At 72.2% G+C, this 16,676-nt stretch carries 13 protein-coding genes; 2 read left to right on the top strand and 11 right to left on the bottom strand.

Features of this window, described 5'->3' with window-relative positions; translation table 11 throughout:
- Positions 1 to 3 precede the first annotated feature (3 nt).
- The 4 genes from topA to G515_RS0108415 form a co-directional block, all read right to left on the bottom strand.
- The gene (gene topA / locus G515_RS0108435; RefSeq protein WP_028659797.1) at positions 4 to 2,754 is read right to left on the bottom strand and encodes a type I DNA topoisomerase; all 2,751 of its coding nucleotides are present in this window, start codon (positions 2,752 to 2,754) and stop codon (positions 4 to 6) included.
- Positions 2,755 to 3,003: 249 nt separating this feature from the next.
- The gene (locus tag G515_RS0108430; RefSeq protein WP_028659796.1) at positions 3,004 to 4,494 is read right to left on the bottom strand and encodes a DUF7059 domain-containing protein; all 1,491 of its coding nucleotides are present in this window, start codon (positions 4,492 to 4,494) and stop codon (positions 3,004 to 3,006) included.
- Between the two features lie 119 nt (positions 4,495 to 4,613).
- Positions 4,614 to 6,959, bottom strand: a complete 2,346-nt coding sequence (locus G515_RS20300; protein ID WP_051218032.1) for a sodium-translocating pyrophosphatase — start codon at positions 6,957 to 6,959, stop codon at positions 4,614 to 4,616.
- A 430-nt stretch (positions 6,960 to 7,389) separates the two neighbouring features.
- The gene (locus G515_RS0108415) at positions 7,390 to 7,728 is read right to left on the bottom strand and encodes an anti-sigma factor antagonist (RefSeq protein WP_028659795.1); all 339 of its coding nucleotides are present in this window, start codon (positions 7,726 to 7,728) and stop codon (positions 7,390 to 7,392) included.
- A gap of 302 nt (positions 7,729 to 8,030) precedes the next feature.
- Here G515_RS0108415 and G515_RS20295 point away from each other — a divergent pair, with 302 nt between their 5' ends.
- Together G515_RS20295 and G515_RS0108405 are read left to right on the top strand one after the other, a co-directional pair.
- Positions 8,031 to 10,358, top strand: coding sequence for a DEAD/DEAH box helicase (locus G515_RS20295; RefSeq protein WP_084653320.1), 2,328 nt, complete (start codon positions 8,031 to 8,033; stop codon positions 10,356 to 10,358).
- 51 nt (positions 10,359 to 10,409) lie between these two features.
- The gene (locus G515_RS0108405; RefSeq protein WP_028659794.1) at positions 10,410 to 10,775 is read left to right on the top strand and encodes a hypothetical protein; all 366 of its coding nucleotides are present in this window, start codon (positions 10,410 to 10,412) and stop codon (positions 10,773 to 10,775) included.
- A gap of 162 nt (positions 10,776 to 10,937) precedes the next feature.
- Here G515_RS0108405 and G515_RS0108400 read toward each other — a convergent pair whose 3' ends face one another.
- The 7 genes from G515_RS0108400 to ssd all read right to left on the bottom strand — a co-directional run bounded on the left by G515_RS0108400 (position 10,938) and on the right by ssd (position 16,582).
- Positions 10,938 to 11,282, bottom strand: a complete 345-nt coding sequence (locus tag G515_RS0108400) for an Rv3654c family TadE-like protein (RefSeq protein WP_028659793.1) — start codon at positions 11,280 to 11,282, stop codon at positions 10,938 to 10,940.
- Positions 11,283 to 11,497: 215 nt separating this feature from the next.
- Positions 11,498 to 11,926, bottom strand: a complete 429-nt coding sequence (locus G515_RS20290) for a TadE family type IV pilus minor pilin (protein ID WP_084653318.1) — start codon at positions 11,924 to 11,926, stop codon at positions 11,498 to 11,500.
- Positions 11,923 to 12,117 carry a DUF4244 domain-containing protein gene (locus G515_RS20285; RefSeq protein ID WP_036554974.1) on the bottom strand — a complete coding sequence of 65 codons (195 nt, stop codon included), beginning with the start codon at positions 12,115 to 12,117 and terminating at the stop codon, positions 11,923 to 11,925. Before G515_RS20285 ends, G515_RS20290 begins: the two co-directional genes overlap by 4 nt.
- Positions 12,118 to 12,724: 607 nt before the next feature.
- Positions 12,725 to 13,321, bottom strand: a complete 597-nt coding sequence (locus G515_RS20280) for a type II secretion system F family protein (RefSeq protein WP_036554970.1) — start codon at positions 13,319 to 13,321, stop codon at positions 12,725 to 12,727.
- A 158-nt stretch (positions 13,322 to 13,479) separates the two neighbouring features.
- Entirely contained in the window at positions 13,480 to 14,355 is an 876-nt protein-coding gene (locus G515_RS20275) for a type II secretion system F family protein (RefSeq protein ID WP_051218031.1), read from the bottom strand.
- Positions 14,352 to 15,512, bottom strand: coding sequence for a TadA family conjugal transfer-associated ATPase (locus tag G515_RS0108375; protein WP_028659791.1), 1,161 nt, complete (start codon positions 15,510 to 15,512; stop codon positions 14,352 to 14,354). Before G515_RS0108375 ends, G515_RS20275 begins: the two co-directional genes overlap by 4 nt.
- Positions 15,509 to 16,582 (bottom strand): septum site-determining protein Ssd, encoded by a 1,074-nt coding sequence (ssd, locus tag G515_RS20270; RefSeq protein WP_051218030.1) that lies wholly within the window; start codon positions 16,580 to 16,582, stop codon positions 15,509 to 15,511. The genes G515_RS0108375 and ssd overlap by 4 nt, the downstream gene beginning before the upstream one ends.
- Positions 16,583 to 16,676 lie beyond the last annotated feature (94 nt).

The raw sequence follows: 16,676 nt of genomic DNA, 5'->3' as shown, positions 1-16,676 counted from the left end.
GGCTCAGGACTTCTTCGCGGTCGACTTCTTCGCGGTGCTCTTGGAGGCGGTCTTGGCGGTGGTCTTCTTCGCCGTGCTCTTCTTGGCCGCCGTCTTCTTCGTGGTGCGCTTGGCGCTCTTCTTCGCCGGCCCCTTGGCCCGTCGTTCGGCGAGCAGTTCGGCGGCCCGCTCGAGGGTGATCGCCTCGACCGAGTCGTCCTTGCGCAGGGTGGCGTTGAACTCGCCGTCGGTGACGTAGTCGCCGAAGCGTCCCGACTTCACCTGGATCGGCTGTCCCGAGACCGGATCGGCGCCGAGCTCCTTGAGGGGTGCCGCCGCGGCCGCCCGGCCGCGGGTCTTCGGCTGGGCGTAGATGGCCAGAGCCTCGTCCACGGTGATGGTGAACAGCTGGTCCTCGCTGGTGAGGGACCGGGAGTCGGTGCCCTTCTTCAGATAGGGGCCGTAGCGACCGTTCTGCGCGGTGATCTCGACGCCCTCGGCGTCCGTGCCCACCACTCGGGGCAGGGAGAGCAGCTTGACCGCGTCGTCCATGGTCACGGTGTCGAGCGACATCGAGGCGAACAAGGACGCCGTACGCGGCTTCTCGGCCTTCTTCCGGGCGGGCTTCTTGGCCGCGCCGGCCTCGGCGTCTGCGGCCTCGTCCTCGATCAGCTCGGTGACGTAGGGGCCGAAACGCCCGTTCTTCGCGACGATCCGGCGGCCCGTCTCGGGGTGGGTGCCGAGGTCGATCTCCTCGCCGGCTGGGTTGGCCAGCAGCTCGTGCGCCTTCTCGACGGTGAGTTCGTCCGGCGGCAGGTCGTCGGGCACGTTGGCCCGCTTGGCGAAGGCGGTGCCGTCGTCACCGGGCCCCTCGAGATAGGGCCCGTAGCGCCCCACCCGCAGGTGGAGCCCGTCCTCGGGAGCACCGATCCCGAAGGTCGCCAACTGGCGCGCGTCGATGTCGCCGAGCCCGTCGACCAGCGGCTTGATGCCCTGCACCTTCTCGGAGCCGAAGTAGAACTCGGTCAGCTCGGTGGTCAGGTCTGCCCGGCCGGCCGCGATCTCGTCGAGCACGTCCTCCATCGAGGCGGTGAACTCATAGGAGATCTGCCGCGGGAAGTGCTCCTTGAGCAGGCGCACCACCGAGAACGCGAGCCACGCCGGCACCAGGGCGGTGCCCTTCTTGTAGACGTAGCCGCGGTTGAGGATCGTGCCGATGATCGAGGCGTACGTCGAGGGCCGGCCGATCTCGCGCTCCTCGAGCTCCTTGATCAGGGTGGCCTCGGTGTAGCGGGCCGGGGGCTTGGTCTCGTGGCCGTCGGCCCGCAGCGAGGCCGCGGTGACCGAGTCGCCCTGGGACAGCTGGGGCAGCCGGGACTGCTCGTCGTCGCTGCGCTGCTCGGCGGAGTCGGTGCCCTCGACGTAGGCCTTCAGGAAGCCGTGGAAGGTGATCACCCGGCCGGAGGCGGAGAAGACGACGTCCTCGCCGGTCGCGGCGGCGCCGCCGAGGCGGATCGAGACGGACTGACCCACCGCGTCCTTCATCTGGGAGGCGACGGTCCGCATCCAGATCAGCTCGTAGAGCCGGAACTGGTCGCCGGTGAGGCCGGTCTGGGCAGGAGTGCGGAAGGATTCTCCGGCCGGGCGGATGGCCTCGTGCGCCTCCTGGGCGTTCTTCACCTTGCTGGCGAAGACCCGCGGCTTGTCGGGGAGGTACTCGGCGCCGTACAGCTCCCGCACCTGGGTGCGGGCAGCGTTGATCGCGTCGCCCGACAGCGTGGTGGAGTCGGTACGCATGTAGGTGATGAAGCCGTTCTCGTAGAGCCGCTGGGCCACCGACATGGTGACGCTCGCGCTCATCCCGAGCTTGCGGCTCGCCTCCTGCTGCATGGTGGTGGTGCGGAACGGCGCGTACGGCGAACGCCGGTAGGGCTTGGCCTCGACCGCACGCACGTCGTAGGTCGTCTCGGCCAGCGCTGCGACCAGGCTCTCCGCGCGCTGCTGGTCGAGGTGGACGACCTGCCCCGGCTTCTTCAGCAGGCCGTCGGCACCGAAGTCCGAACCGCGGGCCACCCGACCGCCGTCCACGGTGTGCAGTCGAGCGGGGAACATCCGCTGCTCGACACCCTCACCGGCGTCGAAGGTGCCCTCCAGGTCCCAGTAGGACGCCTGGCGGAAGTCCATCCGCTCCTGCTCGCGGTCGACCACCAGGCGGGTGGCGACCGACTGGACCCGGCCCGCGGAGAGGCCGGACATGACCTTCTTCCACAGCACCGGGGAGATCTCGTAGCCATAGAGACGGTCGAGGATCCGGCGGGCCTCCTGGGCCTCGACCAGCTCCATGTTGAGCTCGCGCGGGTTGGCGGCGGCCGCCAGGATCGCGGGCTCGGTGATCTCGTGGAAGACCATCCGCTTGACCGGGATCGACTTCTTCGGCTTCAGCTCGTCCAGCAGGTGCCAGGCGATCGCCTCGCCCTCGCGGTCCTCATCGGTGGCGAGGTAGAGCTCGTCGGCGTCCTTGAGCAGGCCCTTGAGCTTGGTGATGTGGCTCTTCTTGTCGCGCGGCACGACGTAGTACGGCTCGAAGCCGTTGTCGACGTCGACGCCGAACCGGCCCCACGGCTTGTCCTTGATCTTGGCCGGGGTGTCCGCGGCGCTCTGCGGCAGGTCACGGATGTGACCGATCGAGGCCTCCACGACGTAGTCCGAGCCGAGGTACCCGCCGATCTTGCGGGCCTTGGCCGGAGACTCGACGATCACCAGCTTGTGTGCCACTGAAGTCCTTCGCTGCTGCAACACGGATGAGATGCGAACCAGGCCCCACTCGGGCCTTGGGCCGACACGGTAGCGCGTCCTGCCGCGGCGACCGTTTCGCGGTGACCCCCGGGACGGTCGCCGTCTGATCGGACAGAGTGCCACAACCACCGCGAATTTCCCCGGGCCCGGGCGCCGACGGGACGCAGATCACCCCGTCGGGTGCTCGCCGTGGGCTCGCCATCCTGCTCGGGACCGGGCCCGCGACCCTCAGGCGTCGGCGAGGGTCAGGAAACCCTCCGCGACCAGCTCTCGGGCCGAGGGGAGGTACGTCGCGCGGATCTCGGCCGGATCCCGGTCGAGCACGTCGCTGATCGCGTCCAGGAGCTGTCCGACGGTGAGTTCGCCGTCGCACGCCCCGGCGAGAGCCCCCTCCACGGTGTCGACCTGACGCGCCCGCCTCAGCCCCCGCTGCTGCCGCAGAACCACCGTGGCGGGATCCTCGGCGCCCGGAGCACCCTGGGTCTCCTGGAGGACGTCCTCGCGGAGCACCAGCCGACTGGCCGGCCCGACCTCGGCACGGACGCCGTCCGCCCAGGCACCGATCGCCTGCGCGATCGGCTGCTCCACGTCGTAGGGCCACTCGATCAGCTCCTGCCGCGGTCCGTCGGTACGGCCGTGCTTGCGCAGGTTGATCCACCCGAAGCCCACCCCCTCCACGCCCTGCTCCTCCAGCCAGGACAGCCAGGTGTCGTAGCGCGCGTGGTAGTCGTCCACGTCGCGCGCCCCGGTGGACGGGTGATGGCCCGCGTCCTTGAGCCACAGCTCGACGTACGCCGCCGGGTCGAGCACCTCTCGCTGAACCACGAACGCGTCGCAGTCCTCACCCAGCCAGCCGCCGAGCCGCTCGTCCCACGGCCGATCCTCGGCGATCACCCAGTTGGCCAGGATCTGGCACCAGCCGCCGTCGGTCAGGTGGGCGGGCGCCGTACGCACGATGTCCTCGACCACGCGGTCCCCCGGGAGGCCGGAGTCGCGGTAGACCAGCCGCTCCCCGGTCGCCGGGGAGATCACGAACGGCGGGTTGGTGGCGATCAGGTCGAAGCGCTCATCGGCGACCGGTTCGAAGAAGGAGCCCTCACGGGCCTCGACCCGATCGGCGATGCCGTTCAAGGCGGCGTTGAACCGGGTCATCCACAACGCCCGACGGTTGACGTCGGTGGCCACCACCCGGCCGCTGTGACCCGCCAGGTGGAGCGCCTGCACACCGCAGCCGGTGCCGAGGTCGAGGCTGCGACCCACCGATTCGCGCAGGGTGAGCTGGGCCAGCGAACTGGATGCCGGGCTGATCCCGAGCACGTAGTCGCTCCCGACCCGCTGAGGTACTCCGTCCAGACCGGGAGTGAGGTCGCTGACCACCCAGAAGTGGTCCTCGTCGGCGGCGTACGGACGGACGTCCATCCGCGCGGCCACCTCGCCCACCGACTGTTCGAGCAGCCCGGCTACGGCCAACTCGTCGACCAGGCCGGGCAACGCCGCCTCGGCCCGCTCGACCGGCACCGTCGTCTGCAGCAGGAAGAGCCGGACGAGGGTCTCCAGAGCGGAACCGCCGGTGGTACGACGCAGCCCCGGCGTCGTCTCGTTGCGCCCGAGCGCCGCGTGGGCCAGCGGGCCGAGGGTCTCGGCCACGGAGTCGTAGGTGAAGTCGGCCTGCTCCAGCGCCGCACGCAGGCGGGCGGGGAGATCGGTGGGGGTGTTCACGGACGAAGCGTACGTAGAACGTCCCTCCGACAGCGATCGATAGGTGCGGATCGCTCTCGGAGGGACGCCCTCCGTGGCTCGGCGTCGATCCCCCTCTGTCTCGGCGCCGGGCGCGCGGCTCACTCCGACGTGTGGCCGGTCACGGCCGCCTCGCCGTCGTCGGAGGTCTCGATCGCGGTGCTGCGCCGCTTGGAGAGGAAGACCGCGACCGCGATGCCGAGGGCGGCCACCACGGCGATGGTGATGCGCACCGCGTCGTTGGCCCCGTCGCCGTAGGTGAGGGAGACGATGGCGGCGACGATCAGCAGGCTGACCAGGTTCATCACCTTCAGCAGCGGATTGATCGCCGGGCCGGCGGTGTCCTTGAACGGGTCACCCACGGTGTCGCCGATGACGGTCGCGGCATGCGCGTCCGACCCCTTGCCGCCGAAGTTGCCGTCCTCGACCAGTTTCTTCGCGTTGTCCCAGGCGCCGCCGGCGTTGGCCAGGAAGACCGCCATCAGGGTGCCGGTGGCAATCGCCCCGACCAGGAACCCGGCCAGCGGGCCGATGCCCAGCCCGAAGCCCACGGCGATCGGGCTGAGGATCGCGAGGATCCCCGGCGTGGCCAACTCCCGCAACGAGTCGCGGGTGACGATGTCGACCACCCGGCCGTACTCGGGCCGGGCCGTGCCCTCCATGATCCCGGGGATGTCGCGGAACTGCCGGCGCACCTCGTAGACGACCGCACCCGCGGCCCGGCCGACGGCGTTGATCGCCAGCCCGGAGAAGAGGAAGACCACCGCCGCGCCGAGCAGGGTGCCGACCAGCAGCTTCGCGTCGAAGACCAGGAAGAGGCTCAGCAGCTCGGTGCCCTCGCCGCCCACGCTGTCGGCGTACGCGTCGAAGGCGCTCTGGGTGTACGACGCGAACAGGGCGCTCGCCGCGAGGACCGCGGTCGCGATCGCGATGCCCTTGGTGATCGCCTTGGTGGTGTTGCCGACCGCATCGAGCTCGGTGAGGATCTGGGCTGCCTCGCCGTCCACGTCGCCGGACATCTCGGCGATGCCCTGGGCGTTGTCGGAGACCGGGCCGAAGGTGTCCATCGCGACGATGACGCCCACTGTGGTGAGCAGGCCGCAGCCGGCGAGGGCGACCGCGAACAGGGCCACCGTGACCGTGCCGCCCGCCAGCAGCGCGGCGCCGAAGACCGCTGCCCCGATCACGATCGCGGTATAGACCGCGGACTCGAAGCCGACGGCGAGACCGGAGAGGATCACGGTCGCAGCGCCGGTGAGGCTGGTCCGGCCGACGTCCTGGACGGGGCGGTGCTCGGTGCCGGTGAAGTAGCCGGTGAGCGCCAGGATCGCGGCGGCCAGGACGATCCCGATCACGACCGCACCCGCGGCCAGCACCTGCGGGCTGACATCGGCGGACACACCGGAGGCGCCCGGCAGGTCGCTCCAACTGCTCGGCAGGTAGATGAAGGCCAGCGCGACCGAGGCGATCGCGCCGATCACCGCCGAGACGTAGAAGGCCCGCTGGATGGTGACCAGGCCGTTCTCCCCGGCCCGCGGCCGGCACAGGTAGACGCCGACCACCGCCGTGAGCGCGCCGATCGCGGGGACCAGCAGCGGGAACACCAGGCCGAGGTCACCGAAGGCCTGCGCACCCAGGATGAGGGCGGCGACCAGGGTGACGGCGTACGACTCGAACAGGTCGGCCGCCATGCCGGCACAGTCGCCGACGTTGTCCCCCACGTTGTCCGCGATGGTGGCGGCGTTGCGGGGGTCGTCCTCGGGGATGTTCTTCTCGACCTTGCCGACCAGGTCGGCGCCGACGTCGGCGGCCTTGGTGAAGATCCCGCCGCCGACGCGCATGAACATCGCCAACAGCGCGGCACCGAACCCGAAGCCCTCCAGGACGTGGGCAGCCTGGGCGTCGAAGATCAGCACCACCACGCTCGCGCCGATCAGACCGAGCCCGACGGTGAGCATGCCGACACAGGCACCCGTCCGGAAGCCAATCCGCATGGCAGGGTCCCGACCCTCCTCATTGGCCGCCGCGGCGACCCGAAGGTTCGCGCGCACCGCCAGCGACATGCCGAGGTACCCGACCGCCGCGGAGAAACCCGCACCCAACAGGAAGAAGATCGACCTCCCGATCCGCACCCCCCAGTCGTCGGCGGGCAACGCCAACAACAGGAAGAAGGCGATCGCGGCGAACACCGCCAGGGTGCGGAACTGCCGGGCGAGGTAGGCGTTGGCGCCCTCCTGGACCGCATGGGCGATCTCGCGCATCCGCTCGGTCCCCTCCCCCGCGGCGAGCACCTCTCGCCGGAAGACCGCCGCCAGGGCCAGCGCCCCCAGTCCGATCAGGGCGACGACGACGACGAGGATCAGGTCACCGCCGGCGACGTCGATCCCCGCACCTGGCTCCCCTGGCGCCTGCGGGCTGGTGGTCGTGATGTGGGCGAGGGACGGCATCCAGTGACCTCCTGCAGGAAGGGACCTGTGAACGTGACTTGCACCACACCACGTCGGCCGCGTGATGGCAAGAGACATCGCCGCACGTCAGGGCTTTCGCCGGGACCTCACTTCTGGTCGCCCCGGGCCGGGTCGGTCCGGGTCGGGTCGGTCCGGGTCGGGTCGCCCCGGTTCGGGTCGGACGGGTTGGGTTCGGTCCGGGTCGGGTCGGGTCGCCCCGTGCCGGATCGCACAGCTCTGCGGTCGGGTCGCGTCGATCGGCGGGCGGGTCACGCGCGGCGTAGCCGTGCGAGCCGATCGTGCGGGGACGGTCAGGCCTCGACGGTGCTCGCGCCGATCCCGGCGGCGCTGCGGTCGCCGTGCCGGAACCGCGCAAGGTCCCGCGGCGCCGTTCGCCCCCGGTGCCCCGATGAGACGTCGAGCCGAAGGTTCAGGAGGCGGCCAGCGCGGCGTCCGCAGATGTGTGGATGGCGAAGACCTTGGCCAGGCCGGTGATCCGGAAGATCTTGAGCAGCCGCTCCTGCGTGCAGACCAGCAGCAGCGAGCCGTCGTGGGCGCGGACCTTCTTCAGTCCGCCGACGAGCACACCGAGCCCGGTGGAGTCCATGAACTCGACCCGCTCGAGGTCGATCACGAGGTCGTAGTTGCCCGCGGCGACCAGGTCGGTGATCTGGTCACGGAGTTTCGGCGCCGTGTAGACATCGATCTCGCCGCCGACCGCCACGACCGTCTTACCCTCCGCCTCACGCGTGGCAAGCGTCAGATCCACAAAGCACTCCCTACACCTCCGGGCCGTCCGGTCCGACTCACGACCTCGTGTCGTGATCGCCGAACCGCAGGTCGAGGTCTCGGGCCTCGCCCGGCGCCGGTCCCGGCCACCCTAGTGCCTGCCTCGGCCTCTTGTCCCGGGTACGTCGAACGACGGACGTAGCGGCCCGGCCGGCCTGCTCCGGGCCCGCACAGGACGTCTCCCCGCTGATCCTGCTCCTCGGGAGGAGACCGGCGCGATGTCGTACGAAGCAGTGCCGCCCCGGGCAAGGGGGCGAGGGGGCACTGCGGGAGAATGCGACCGTGGCCCCATCGGCGAGCACCCCGGCGGCGTCCGTGACCCGCGCGCTCGACCGCGTGCTCCGCGCCCCCGGCCGGGAGGATCGACTCACCCACCTCGAACAGCTCCCTCCCCGAACGGCCGTGGTCGAGGAATGGCCGCCCTGGGTGGATCCCCGGGTCGTGGAAGCCTTCGGACGCCAGGGCGTCGAGCAACCGTGGCGGCACCAGGTCGTCGCCGCCGAGGCCGCGCACTCGGGGGAGCACGTCGCGGTGGCCACGGGCACCGCCTCGGGCAAGTCCCTCGCCTACCAGGTGCCCGCCCTGGACGCCATCCTGCGCTCCCGCGGCCCACGCGACCGACGGGGCGCAGGAGTCCTCTACCTCGCTCCGACCAAGGCGCTCGCCCAGGACCAGCTCACCCGCGTTCGCGGGCTCGGGCTCGACGTCCGTGCGACCACCCACGACGGCGACTCGAGTCGTGAACTGCGTGACTGGACCAGGGACCATGGCGAGTACGTGCTCACCAACCCGGACATGCTGCACCGTTCGCTGCTCCCGGGACATCGGCACTGGGCACGCTTCCTCGCCTCCCTCGCCTTCGTGGTGATCGATGAGGGCCATCACTACCGCGGGGTCTTCGGCGCCCACGTCGCCCAGGTGATCCGCCGACTGCGGCGCGTCTGCGCGTCCTACGACGCCTACCCCACCTTCGTGCTGGCCTCGGCCACCATGGCCGAGCCCGAGGTGACCGCCCGTCGTCTGACAGGTCTCGAACATCTCCCCGTCACCGCGGACCACTCGCCCCGCGGTCAGGTCTCCCTCGCCCTGTGGCAGCCGCCGCTGAGCGGTCACGCCGGCGAGCACGGCGCCCCGGTACGCCGGGCCGCCTCCTCGGAGACCGCCGACCTGCTGGCCGACCTGGTGTCCTCCTCCGTGCGCACGCTCGCCTTCGTGCGCTCCCGGGTCGGTGCCGAACAGGTCGCCCTGACCACTCAGCGCCTCCTCGCCGAGGTCGACGTCTCGCTTCCCGGCCGAGTGGCGTCGTACCGAGGGGGATATCTGCCCGAGGAGCGGCGTGAGCTCGAGCAGGCCCTGCGACGCGGCGACCTGTTGGGCCTGGCAGCGACCAACGCCCTCGAGCTCGGCATCGACATCAGCGGGCTGGACGCCGTACTGATCGCCGGATTCCCGGGCACCCGGGCGGCCCTGTGGCAGCAGGTGGGGCGCGCAGGGCGCGGGGCCCAGGACGCGCTCGGGATCCTGGTGGCCCGCGACGACCCCCTGGACACCTATCTGGTCACCCACCCGGAGGCGCTGTTGGACCGGCCGGTGGAGGCGACCGTCTTCGACCCGGGCAACCCCTACGTGCTCGGACCCCACCTGTGCGCGGCCGCCCAGGAGATCCCGCTCACCGAGGCCGACTTCGACCTGTTCGGCCCCACGTCGGGCGACGTGGTCGCATCGCTGAGTCGGTCCGGGCTCCTGCGCAAGCGCCCCCGCGGGTGGTACTGGACCGATCGGCGCCGGGCCGCCGACCTCACCGACATCCGCTCGGCCGGGCGCGCGGTACACCTCATCGAGGCGGAGACCGGGCGGGTGATCGGCACCGTGGACGGAGCGCGGGCACACAGCACCGCCCACCCCGGCGCGGTCTATGTGCACCGGGGCGAGACGTACGTCGTCGACGATCTGGACCTCGACGAACACGTGGCGGTGCTGCGTCTCGAGGACCCCGGATACTCCACGACGGCGCGAGAGACGACCGAGATCACCGTGGTCACCGAGCGCGATCATCGCGCGTGGGGAGGATGCCGGCTGTCCTTCGGGGAGGTCGATGTCACCCATCAGGTGGTCGCGTTCCTGCGTCGTCGCCAACCCGGCGGGGACGTGATGGGTGAAGAGCCGCTCGATCTGCCCGAGCGCAGCCTGCGCACCAGCGCCGTCTGGTGGACGGTGCCCGAACTCATCCTCACCGAGGCCGGCCTGTCCCCGGCCAACCTGCCCGGCGCTGCCCACGCCGCCGAGCACTGCTCGATCGGCCTTCTCCCCCTCCTGGCCACCTGCGACCGCTGGGACATCGGCGGAGTCAGCACGGCCCGCCACCCCGACACCGGGCAGCTCACCGTCTTCGTGTACGACGGCCATCCGGGCGGGGCGGGCTTCGCCGAGCGCGGCTTCGCGACCGCCCAGCGCTGGCTCGGCGCCACCCGGGACACGATCGCGGCCTGCGAGTGCACGGAGGGCTGTCCGTCGTGCATCCAGTCACCCAAGTGCGGCAACCAGAACAACCCCCTCGATAAGCAGGCTGCTCTGAGGCTGCTCGAGGTGTTGTTGCGCCACGCCGGGTGAGGCTCGGCTTCGGAGCCACCCGGCGCTCGTCCCCCGACGTAGGCTCGGCACATGCTCCCCCTCGGGCTCGTGCTCCTCGGCGTCGGCGTCGTCGTGTTGGCGCTCGGCATCGTGACCACCAGCGACAACGGGGCGGACCCAGCGACCATGCTCGGCCTGGAGCTGGGGGCCACCACCATCTTCCTGCTCGGCACCTTCGCCGGACTGGCGGTGCTCCTCGGCCTCTGGCTGACCAAGGTGGGCACCAGACAGGGGCTCCAGCGTCGGCGCGACGCCAGGCAGCTCGCCCGGCTGAAGAAGGAGCAGGGGGAGGCTGAGGTCGCGGACCGTCCTGAGCGGGAAGCACCCCCGGCACCCCCGGGACCCCCGGAGGCGCCACGGGAGCAGGGGCCGCCGCGCGGCGAGACACCGTCCTGACCAGCACCTCTCGCCCGAACACCCTCCTTCCTCTTCCCTCTTCCTCCTCCCGCGGCCCGATTCCTGTCCGCGCGGGCTCGGATCCGGTGCGTCGGTCTCGCCGGCGGCGGCTGAGTGCCCTCATCCCCTCCCTTGGGCCGAACGCGGCATCCCGGTCAAACGTCAGCGGGGGTGCCCCGATTGAGGGGCGGTCACTGGTCCGGCACGCGCCTGACCTTGCAGATCACCGGTCTGACCCAGCCAGCCCGGCCCGGGCACCGTGACCGTGACGACCACCTCGAGCCCCGATACCTCGCAGGTGGTCAGGTCACCGCGGTTGCGTCCGGCCACCTCGGCGGCGACCCCACAGGGGTCCTCACCCCTCCCGACCGCACCGGCCGCTGCCAGGGCCGACAGATCGGCCGCCGCCTGGGCAGTGCGATGACCGACGAACATCGCCGCGACGACCCCCAGTGCCGCGCCCAACACCAGCAGGAGGCCGAGACAGGCGGTGGCGAAGACGGTCACCGACCCTCTCTCGCCGCGTCCCACCAGGCCATGGCATCGGTGCAGCGGCGCCTGCGGACCACGTCGTCGGCGCTCGTGAATGTGGGATGGGGATGCGCCTCGGGCCGCGTCTTCGGCGACGCCTTGGTCGACGCCTCGGACTCCGCCTCCGACGCGGCCCGGCCGGCCCGGCCGGCCTGCCGGGGGGCGACAGGGCCGGCCGCCCGTTCGACCGCTCACGACCCCGCTCCGCCCGACCAACTGACCGAGCCCTCCTCGGCCGCGGCGACTGCCTCGGCCCGCACCGTGACGCCGCCGACGAACCGGAACAACCCGCCCGGCCCGGTCACCCGAGCCGAAGCATCCACGGTGACCAGATCGTCGTCGGCGCTCACCCGCACGCGGGTCCCCTCGGGCCCGACACGCACGCCACGGGCCACTGCCGCGGCACGGTCATCGCCGCGGGCGACCGCCCGGGCCGTCTCACGCGCGGCGTCGATGGTGCGCAATTGTGCCGTGCCGACGGAGAGCAGCCACACCAGACCGACGGTGACGGCGACCAGCATGGGGAGCATCATCACCAGCTCCGCCGTCGCCGCCCCGTGATCACCGGCGCTCGAGAATCGCGAGCGCAGGCGTGCCCGGACGGTCCCCGCTGCGCTCACTTGATGCCCAGCAACGACATGACGTGGTCGAACAGGGTCGTGAGCAGGGTCTTGCCGAAACCCCCGGTGAGCAGCGTGTAGAGCAGCCCCGCCAGGCCCGCTCCCGCGGCAGTGCCGACGGCGTACTCGGCCGTCGTGATCCCCCGCTCGTCCAGGTGGCGACGGGCCAGCCGCTTGGTCAGATGTGTCATCGGTCCTCCTCGGTGGCGGCCGCCCGATGCGGCCGTTGACCTCGACCTTCGCCCGCGGGGAGGGCAGCGGCGACGTCCGGAGATGGAACTGTGGAGAGGCGGCTCCCGGTGCCACCGAGTGAAGGCCAACCGGCCCGAGGAGCAGATCTCGCCCGAATGCGGCGCCGCGCTACACAGCGCGCACCATCGCCGCCGGGGCCCTCGAGTCTCTGCCCGCACCACCGCCGACCCACGCCGAACCACCCCGAACCACCCCGAACCACGCCGGACGAGCCGAACCACCCCGGACGAGTCGGGCGACCCGGGCGGTCATGGCGGGACCGACATGGCGAGGTCGGGCGGTCATGGCGGGACCGACATGAGCGAGGTCGGGCGGTCATGGCGGGACCGACATGAGCGAGGTCGAGCGCGCAGGGCCCAGAGGTGACCTCAGCCCGAGTCCGAGGCCGGTCGACCCGGCGGGCTCACATCATGGCCTACCCGGGTCGGAGTTCGGACGTCACAAGGGCCGCCACTCCGTCAGCCACGCAGCCAGTCGGGTCAGTCGGGTCAGTCGGGTCAGTCGGGTCAGTCGGGTCAGTCGGGTCAGTCGGGTCAGTCGGGTCAGTCAGAAGGAGAACTGGCTGAACAGACCCGCCACCAGCGGGACGATGCCGATCAGGACGAAGGCTGGGAGGAGGCACAGCCCCAGGGGCACAGCGGCTCGGACGCCGACCGCTCGGGCCCGGTCCTCGACGTCCGCCCGGGCACTCCTGGCGAGATCTTCGGCGAGCCGTTCGACCGCGATGGCGACCGGGGCACCGGTGAGGTGGGCGCGGGCCAGGGATCGACCGAGCGGGGCGAGCGCCGGTTCGGCGGCGAGATCGCGCCAGACCTCGGCCGGGTCGGCCCCGAGCCGGAGTTGGGCCACGACCCTGGCGAGCCTCCGCTCCACCACGCCGGGCATCGCCTGGGCGATCGCTGCCAGGGCCGTCACCGGGGACGCGCCGGCCGCCAGCGCGGCGGCCAGCAGCCGGACGACGTGCGGGAGGTCTCGCTGCAGTTGCTCCCGCTCGGCGCGCTGGTGAGCAGGCTCCGCCCGTGAGATCACCAGCCAACATCCGACGCCCAGCACCGCACCGGCCACTGCACCGGACGGCCCGCGCAGCAAGGCAAAGGCACCGAGGCCGGCCAGGATCGACCAGACCAGCCGGTGCCTGGTCATCCAGTCACTCTCGTTCGCGCCCTGCCCACCACCTGGGCCAGCCACACCAGCACCCTGAGCGACCTGAACCAGCCGGCCTCGCCCGGTCGTCCGCACGAGACGCGACGGAGGCACCGCAGCCAGCACCGACAGCGCGACGGCAATCACCGCGACCCAGGTCATCGGCCCACCCCGCGGGCGATGCTCTCGATCCACCACAACCCCAACCAGCCGAGCAGGAGCCCGGCCGCCAGGCAGCCCAGGCCCACCGGCGTGTGGAGGAGGAAGTGCCACGGGTCACCGCCCATCCCCGACCCCATCACCAGGGCTCCCAACGGGAGGACCGCGACGAGGCGCGCGGTGGCCCGGGCCGAGGCGAGCTCGCCGGCCACCACCCGCTGGGTGGCCTGCCCGGCGCGAAGTTCGACCGCCACCCGGTCGACCGAATCAGCCAGACCCTGGCCCGTGCGGTGTGCCACCTGCCAGGCAGCCGCGACCCACCGCAATTCGGCGGTGCCGGGCGCAGCGGCGAGGCGCCGCAGTGCGCCCGGCACGTCGGCCCCCATCCGCGCGGCCTCGGACGCCGGTGCCAGAAACGACCACTCGGCAGCGGCCCGGGCGAGGGCCTGGTCGGGAGGTTGACCGGCGGCGAGCTCGGCGGCCAGCTGCTCGCAGAGCTCGACGACGCGTGCGGAGTTCCGCGCTGCTGCCACTCGTCCCTCGCGACGGCGCCACAGCGCCCAGCCGCCGAGGGCCGCCAGCACCGCGACGATGACGACGGGCACCACCTCCGGAGCCACCAGAAGGGCTGCCGTCACCGGTAGTGCGGTCGCAAGCCCGACCCGTCGGGCAAGCATCCGGCGGCCCCCGCGTCTTCCCTCATCCCGGCGGGTGGTCGAGGGGACGACCGGCTCCCGGCGCGGTGCCAGCAGCAGCCCCACGGCTGCCGCCGCGCTCAGTGCGGCCCACGCCGGGGACGGGGTGAGGTCGCCCGGCCCGACCAGCCCGAGCGCCTTGGCCGTGGCCGTGGCCGTGGCCGTGAGGGACCCGCTCACCGGAGCAGCTCCGCCAACCGACCGGCCCCGGCCCCCTCCTCCGGCCCTGCCGGGCCGACCTGGACGGCAGCGGCCATGGTGACCAGACCCGACTCGTCCCGGAGGGGCACTCCGATCTGCTCGAGCCGGCGCACCCGGTCGCGGCCCCGGGACAGGTGCAACACGACGTCCACGCCCGACGCCAACTGACTGTGGGCGGCCTCCCGGCCGAGCCCGGCGGCCAGGGCGAGCGCCTCGATCCGCGCCGGGACGTCGAGAGCCGAGTTGGCATGGAGGGTGCCGCAGCCGCCCTCGTGACCGGTGTTGAGAGCCGCCAACAGGTCGACCACCTCACCCCCGCGGACCTCGCCGACCACCAGCCGATCCGGGCGCATCCGGAGGGCCTGACGCACCAGGGTGCGTAGCTGGATGGCCCCGGCACCCTCGATGTTGGCCGGCCGCGCCTCGAGGCCCACGACGTGGGGATGATCCGGGCGCAGCTCGGAGGCGTCCTCGACCAGCACCAACCGCTCCTGCGGGGGCACCAGCGAGAGCAGTGCGGCGAGCAACGTGGTCTTCCCGCTCCCGGTGCCGCCGCTGATGAGGAAGGCCCGGCGCGAGTTGACCAACGCCCGCAGCACCTCCGCGAGCCGCGCGTCGACCGTGCCCGCCGCGATCAGCTCGGCCAGGGTGAACGCGCGTCGCGGTGGCACCCGCAGGGAGATCACCGTGCCCGGCCGAGCCAGCGGGGCCAGCACGGCGTGGAACCGGGTGCCGTCGGGCAACCGGAGGTCACAATGCGGTGCGGCGTCGTCGAGTCGGCGGCCTGCGCCGGCCGCGAGACGCTGGGCCAGCCGGCGGACGGCCGCGTCGTCGGGGAAGGTCACCGGGCTCAGCTCGAGACCGCCGCCGCGATCGAGATAGACCGCGTCGGGACCGTTGACCAGCACGTCGGTGACTCCGGCGAGCCGGAGGAGCGGATCGAGAGGACCGGCGCCGACGACGTCGCGTCGAAGTTCGTCGTAGACGGCGATCACCGTCGCATCGCCCACCGGGCGCCCGGCGGCCCGGAGCGCCTCGGCCACCCGGTGCGGTGTCAGGTCGCCGGGAGTCCGGGCGAGCCGCTCCCGCACCGTCTCCACCACCTCCGGCGCGAGGTCGAGCGCGGGGGGCCTCATGCCGCCTCGCTCCTGGTCTCGTGCTGCAGACCGGCGCCGCGGAGACTCGCGTGCGCCAACACCTCCGCAGCGGCCCTCGCCAACGGCCCGCGCGTCGCACGCATCGGCCCGAGGCCGAGGTCGATCGATTCGCGCAGCCCGCGCTGATCAGTCATCGACGTCACTGCAGGCACGCCCACTGCGCGGGCGATCTGCGCCGGGTCGGCGCCCCGACCGCGGACGAGGAGACGGAGCCGCTCCGCGTCCGGGAGCTCCGCGGCAATCCGTGCCGACGAAGCGACCCCCGTGATGGTCGGCGGCACCACGATGACCACCAGGTCGCATCGGCCGCGGAGATCGGCGGTGACCACGTCTCCGGCACGAGGCAGGTCGAGCACCACGGTGTCATGCCCGCGTCGGGCCGCGGCAAGCACCTCCCGGGCGACCGTCGCGGGCAGCTTGCGCTCCTCCGCCGCGCCCCAGGCGAGCACGCGCAGGTCGTGGCGGCGGGGCAGGGCGTCCCGCAGGGATCGGCCGCCGAGTCGACCGGTGGTCTCGGCCAGGTCGCCCCAGCGCACACCGGCGGCCTCCTCCACGCCCAGCACCCGATCGACTCCCGGCCCGAGCGGGTCGGCGTCGATCACCACCGTCGGACCGGCCCGACCGGCGCACTGACCGAGCGCGCTCGCGAAGGTCGTCGCGCCGGCCCCGCCGGCGCCGCCGAGGACGCCGATGGTCAGTCCCCGGGCGGGCACCGAGTCACCGACGTCGGCCAGCAGGTCGCCCAGCCAGACCGATGCCTCGGGCAATTCGGCCACGCTCTCGGCGCCCACGTGAACGGCGGCCCGGAAGGTCTCCTCACCGGCCGCACCCCAGCAGACGACCTGCACCCCCGGCCGCCTGGCCGGCTGGAGCCGCCCCAACTCCCCGGCCAGGTCGGCGCCGAGCAGCACGAGCGGCATCGAGGACCAGGTGCGCATCGCTGAGGCCGGATCGGTCGAGGTGTCGAGCTCGGTGCCGGCGGCGGCAGCCAGTCGGTGGAGCTCGTCGCGGAGGAGGTCGTCGGCGGTGATCAGGAGGGCACGAGTCATGAGCCCAGGGTCGATCCTCCGAGGTCGCCGAAGGGCCGGTCCAAGGCGTTGGTGTGCACAACGGCGTCGGACTCCGGCAGTGTGGAACGACACC

The organism is Nocardioides insulae DSM 17944 (assembly GCF_000422825.1).
Taxonomy (GTDB): Bacteria; Actinomycetota; Actinomycetes; order Propionibacteriales; family Nocardioidaceae; genus Nocardioides; species Nocardioides insulae.
This window is presented reverse-complemented; position numbering and strand designations above follow the sequence as displayed.

Bases quoted from the DNA above. Each gene is read 5' to 3' on its own strand.
- G515_RS20300 (WP_051218032.1), bottom strand. From the start codon at position 6,959: ATGCCGTCCCTCGCCCACATCACGACCACCAGCCCGCAGGCGCCAGGG.
- G515_RS0108405 (WP_028659794.1), top strand. From the start codon at position 10,410: ATGCTCCCCCTCGGGCTCGTGCTCCTCGGCGTCGGCGTCGTCGTGTTG.
- G515_RS20285 (WP_036554974.1), bottom strand. From the start codon at position 12,117: ATGACACATCTGACCAAGCGGCTGGCCCGTCGCCACCTGGACGAGCGG.
- G515_RS20280 (WP_036554970.1), bottom strand. From the start codon at position 13,321: ATGACCAGGCACCGGCTGGTCTGGTCGATCCTGGCCGGCCTCGGTGCC.
- G515_RS0108375 (WP_028659791.1), bottom strand. From the start codon at position 15,512: ATGAGGCCCCCCGCGCTCGACCTCGCGCCGGAGGTGGTGGAGACGGTG.
- ssd (WP_051218030.1), bottom strand. From the start codon at position 16,582: ATGACTCGTGCCCTCCTGATCACCGCCGACGACCTCCTCCGCGACGAG.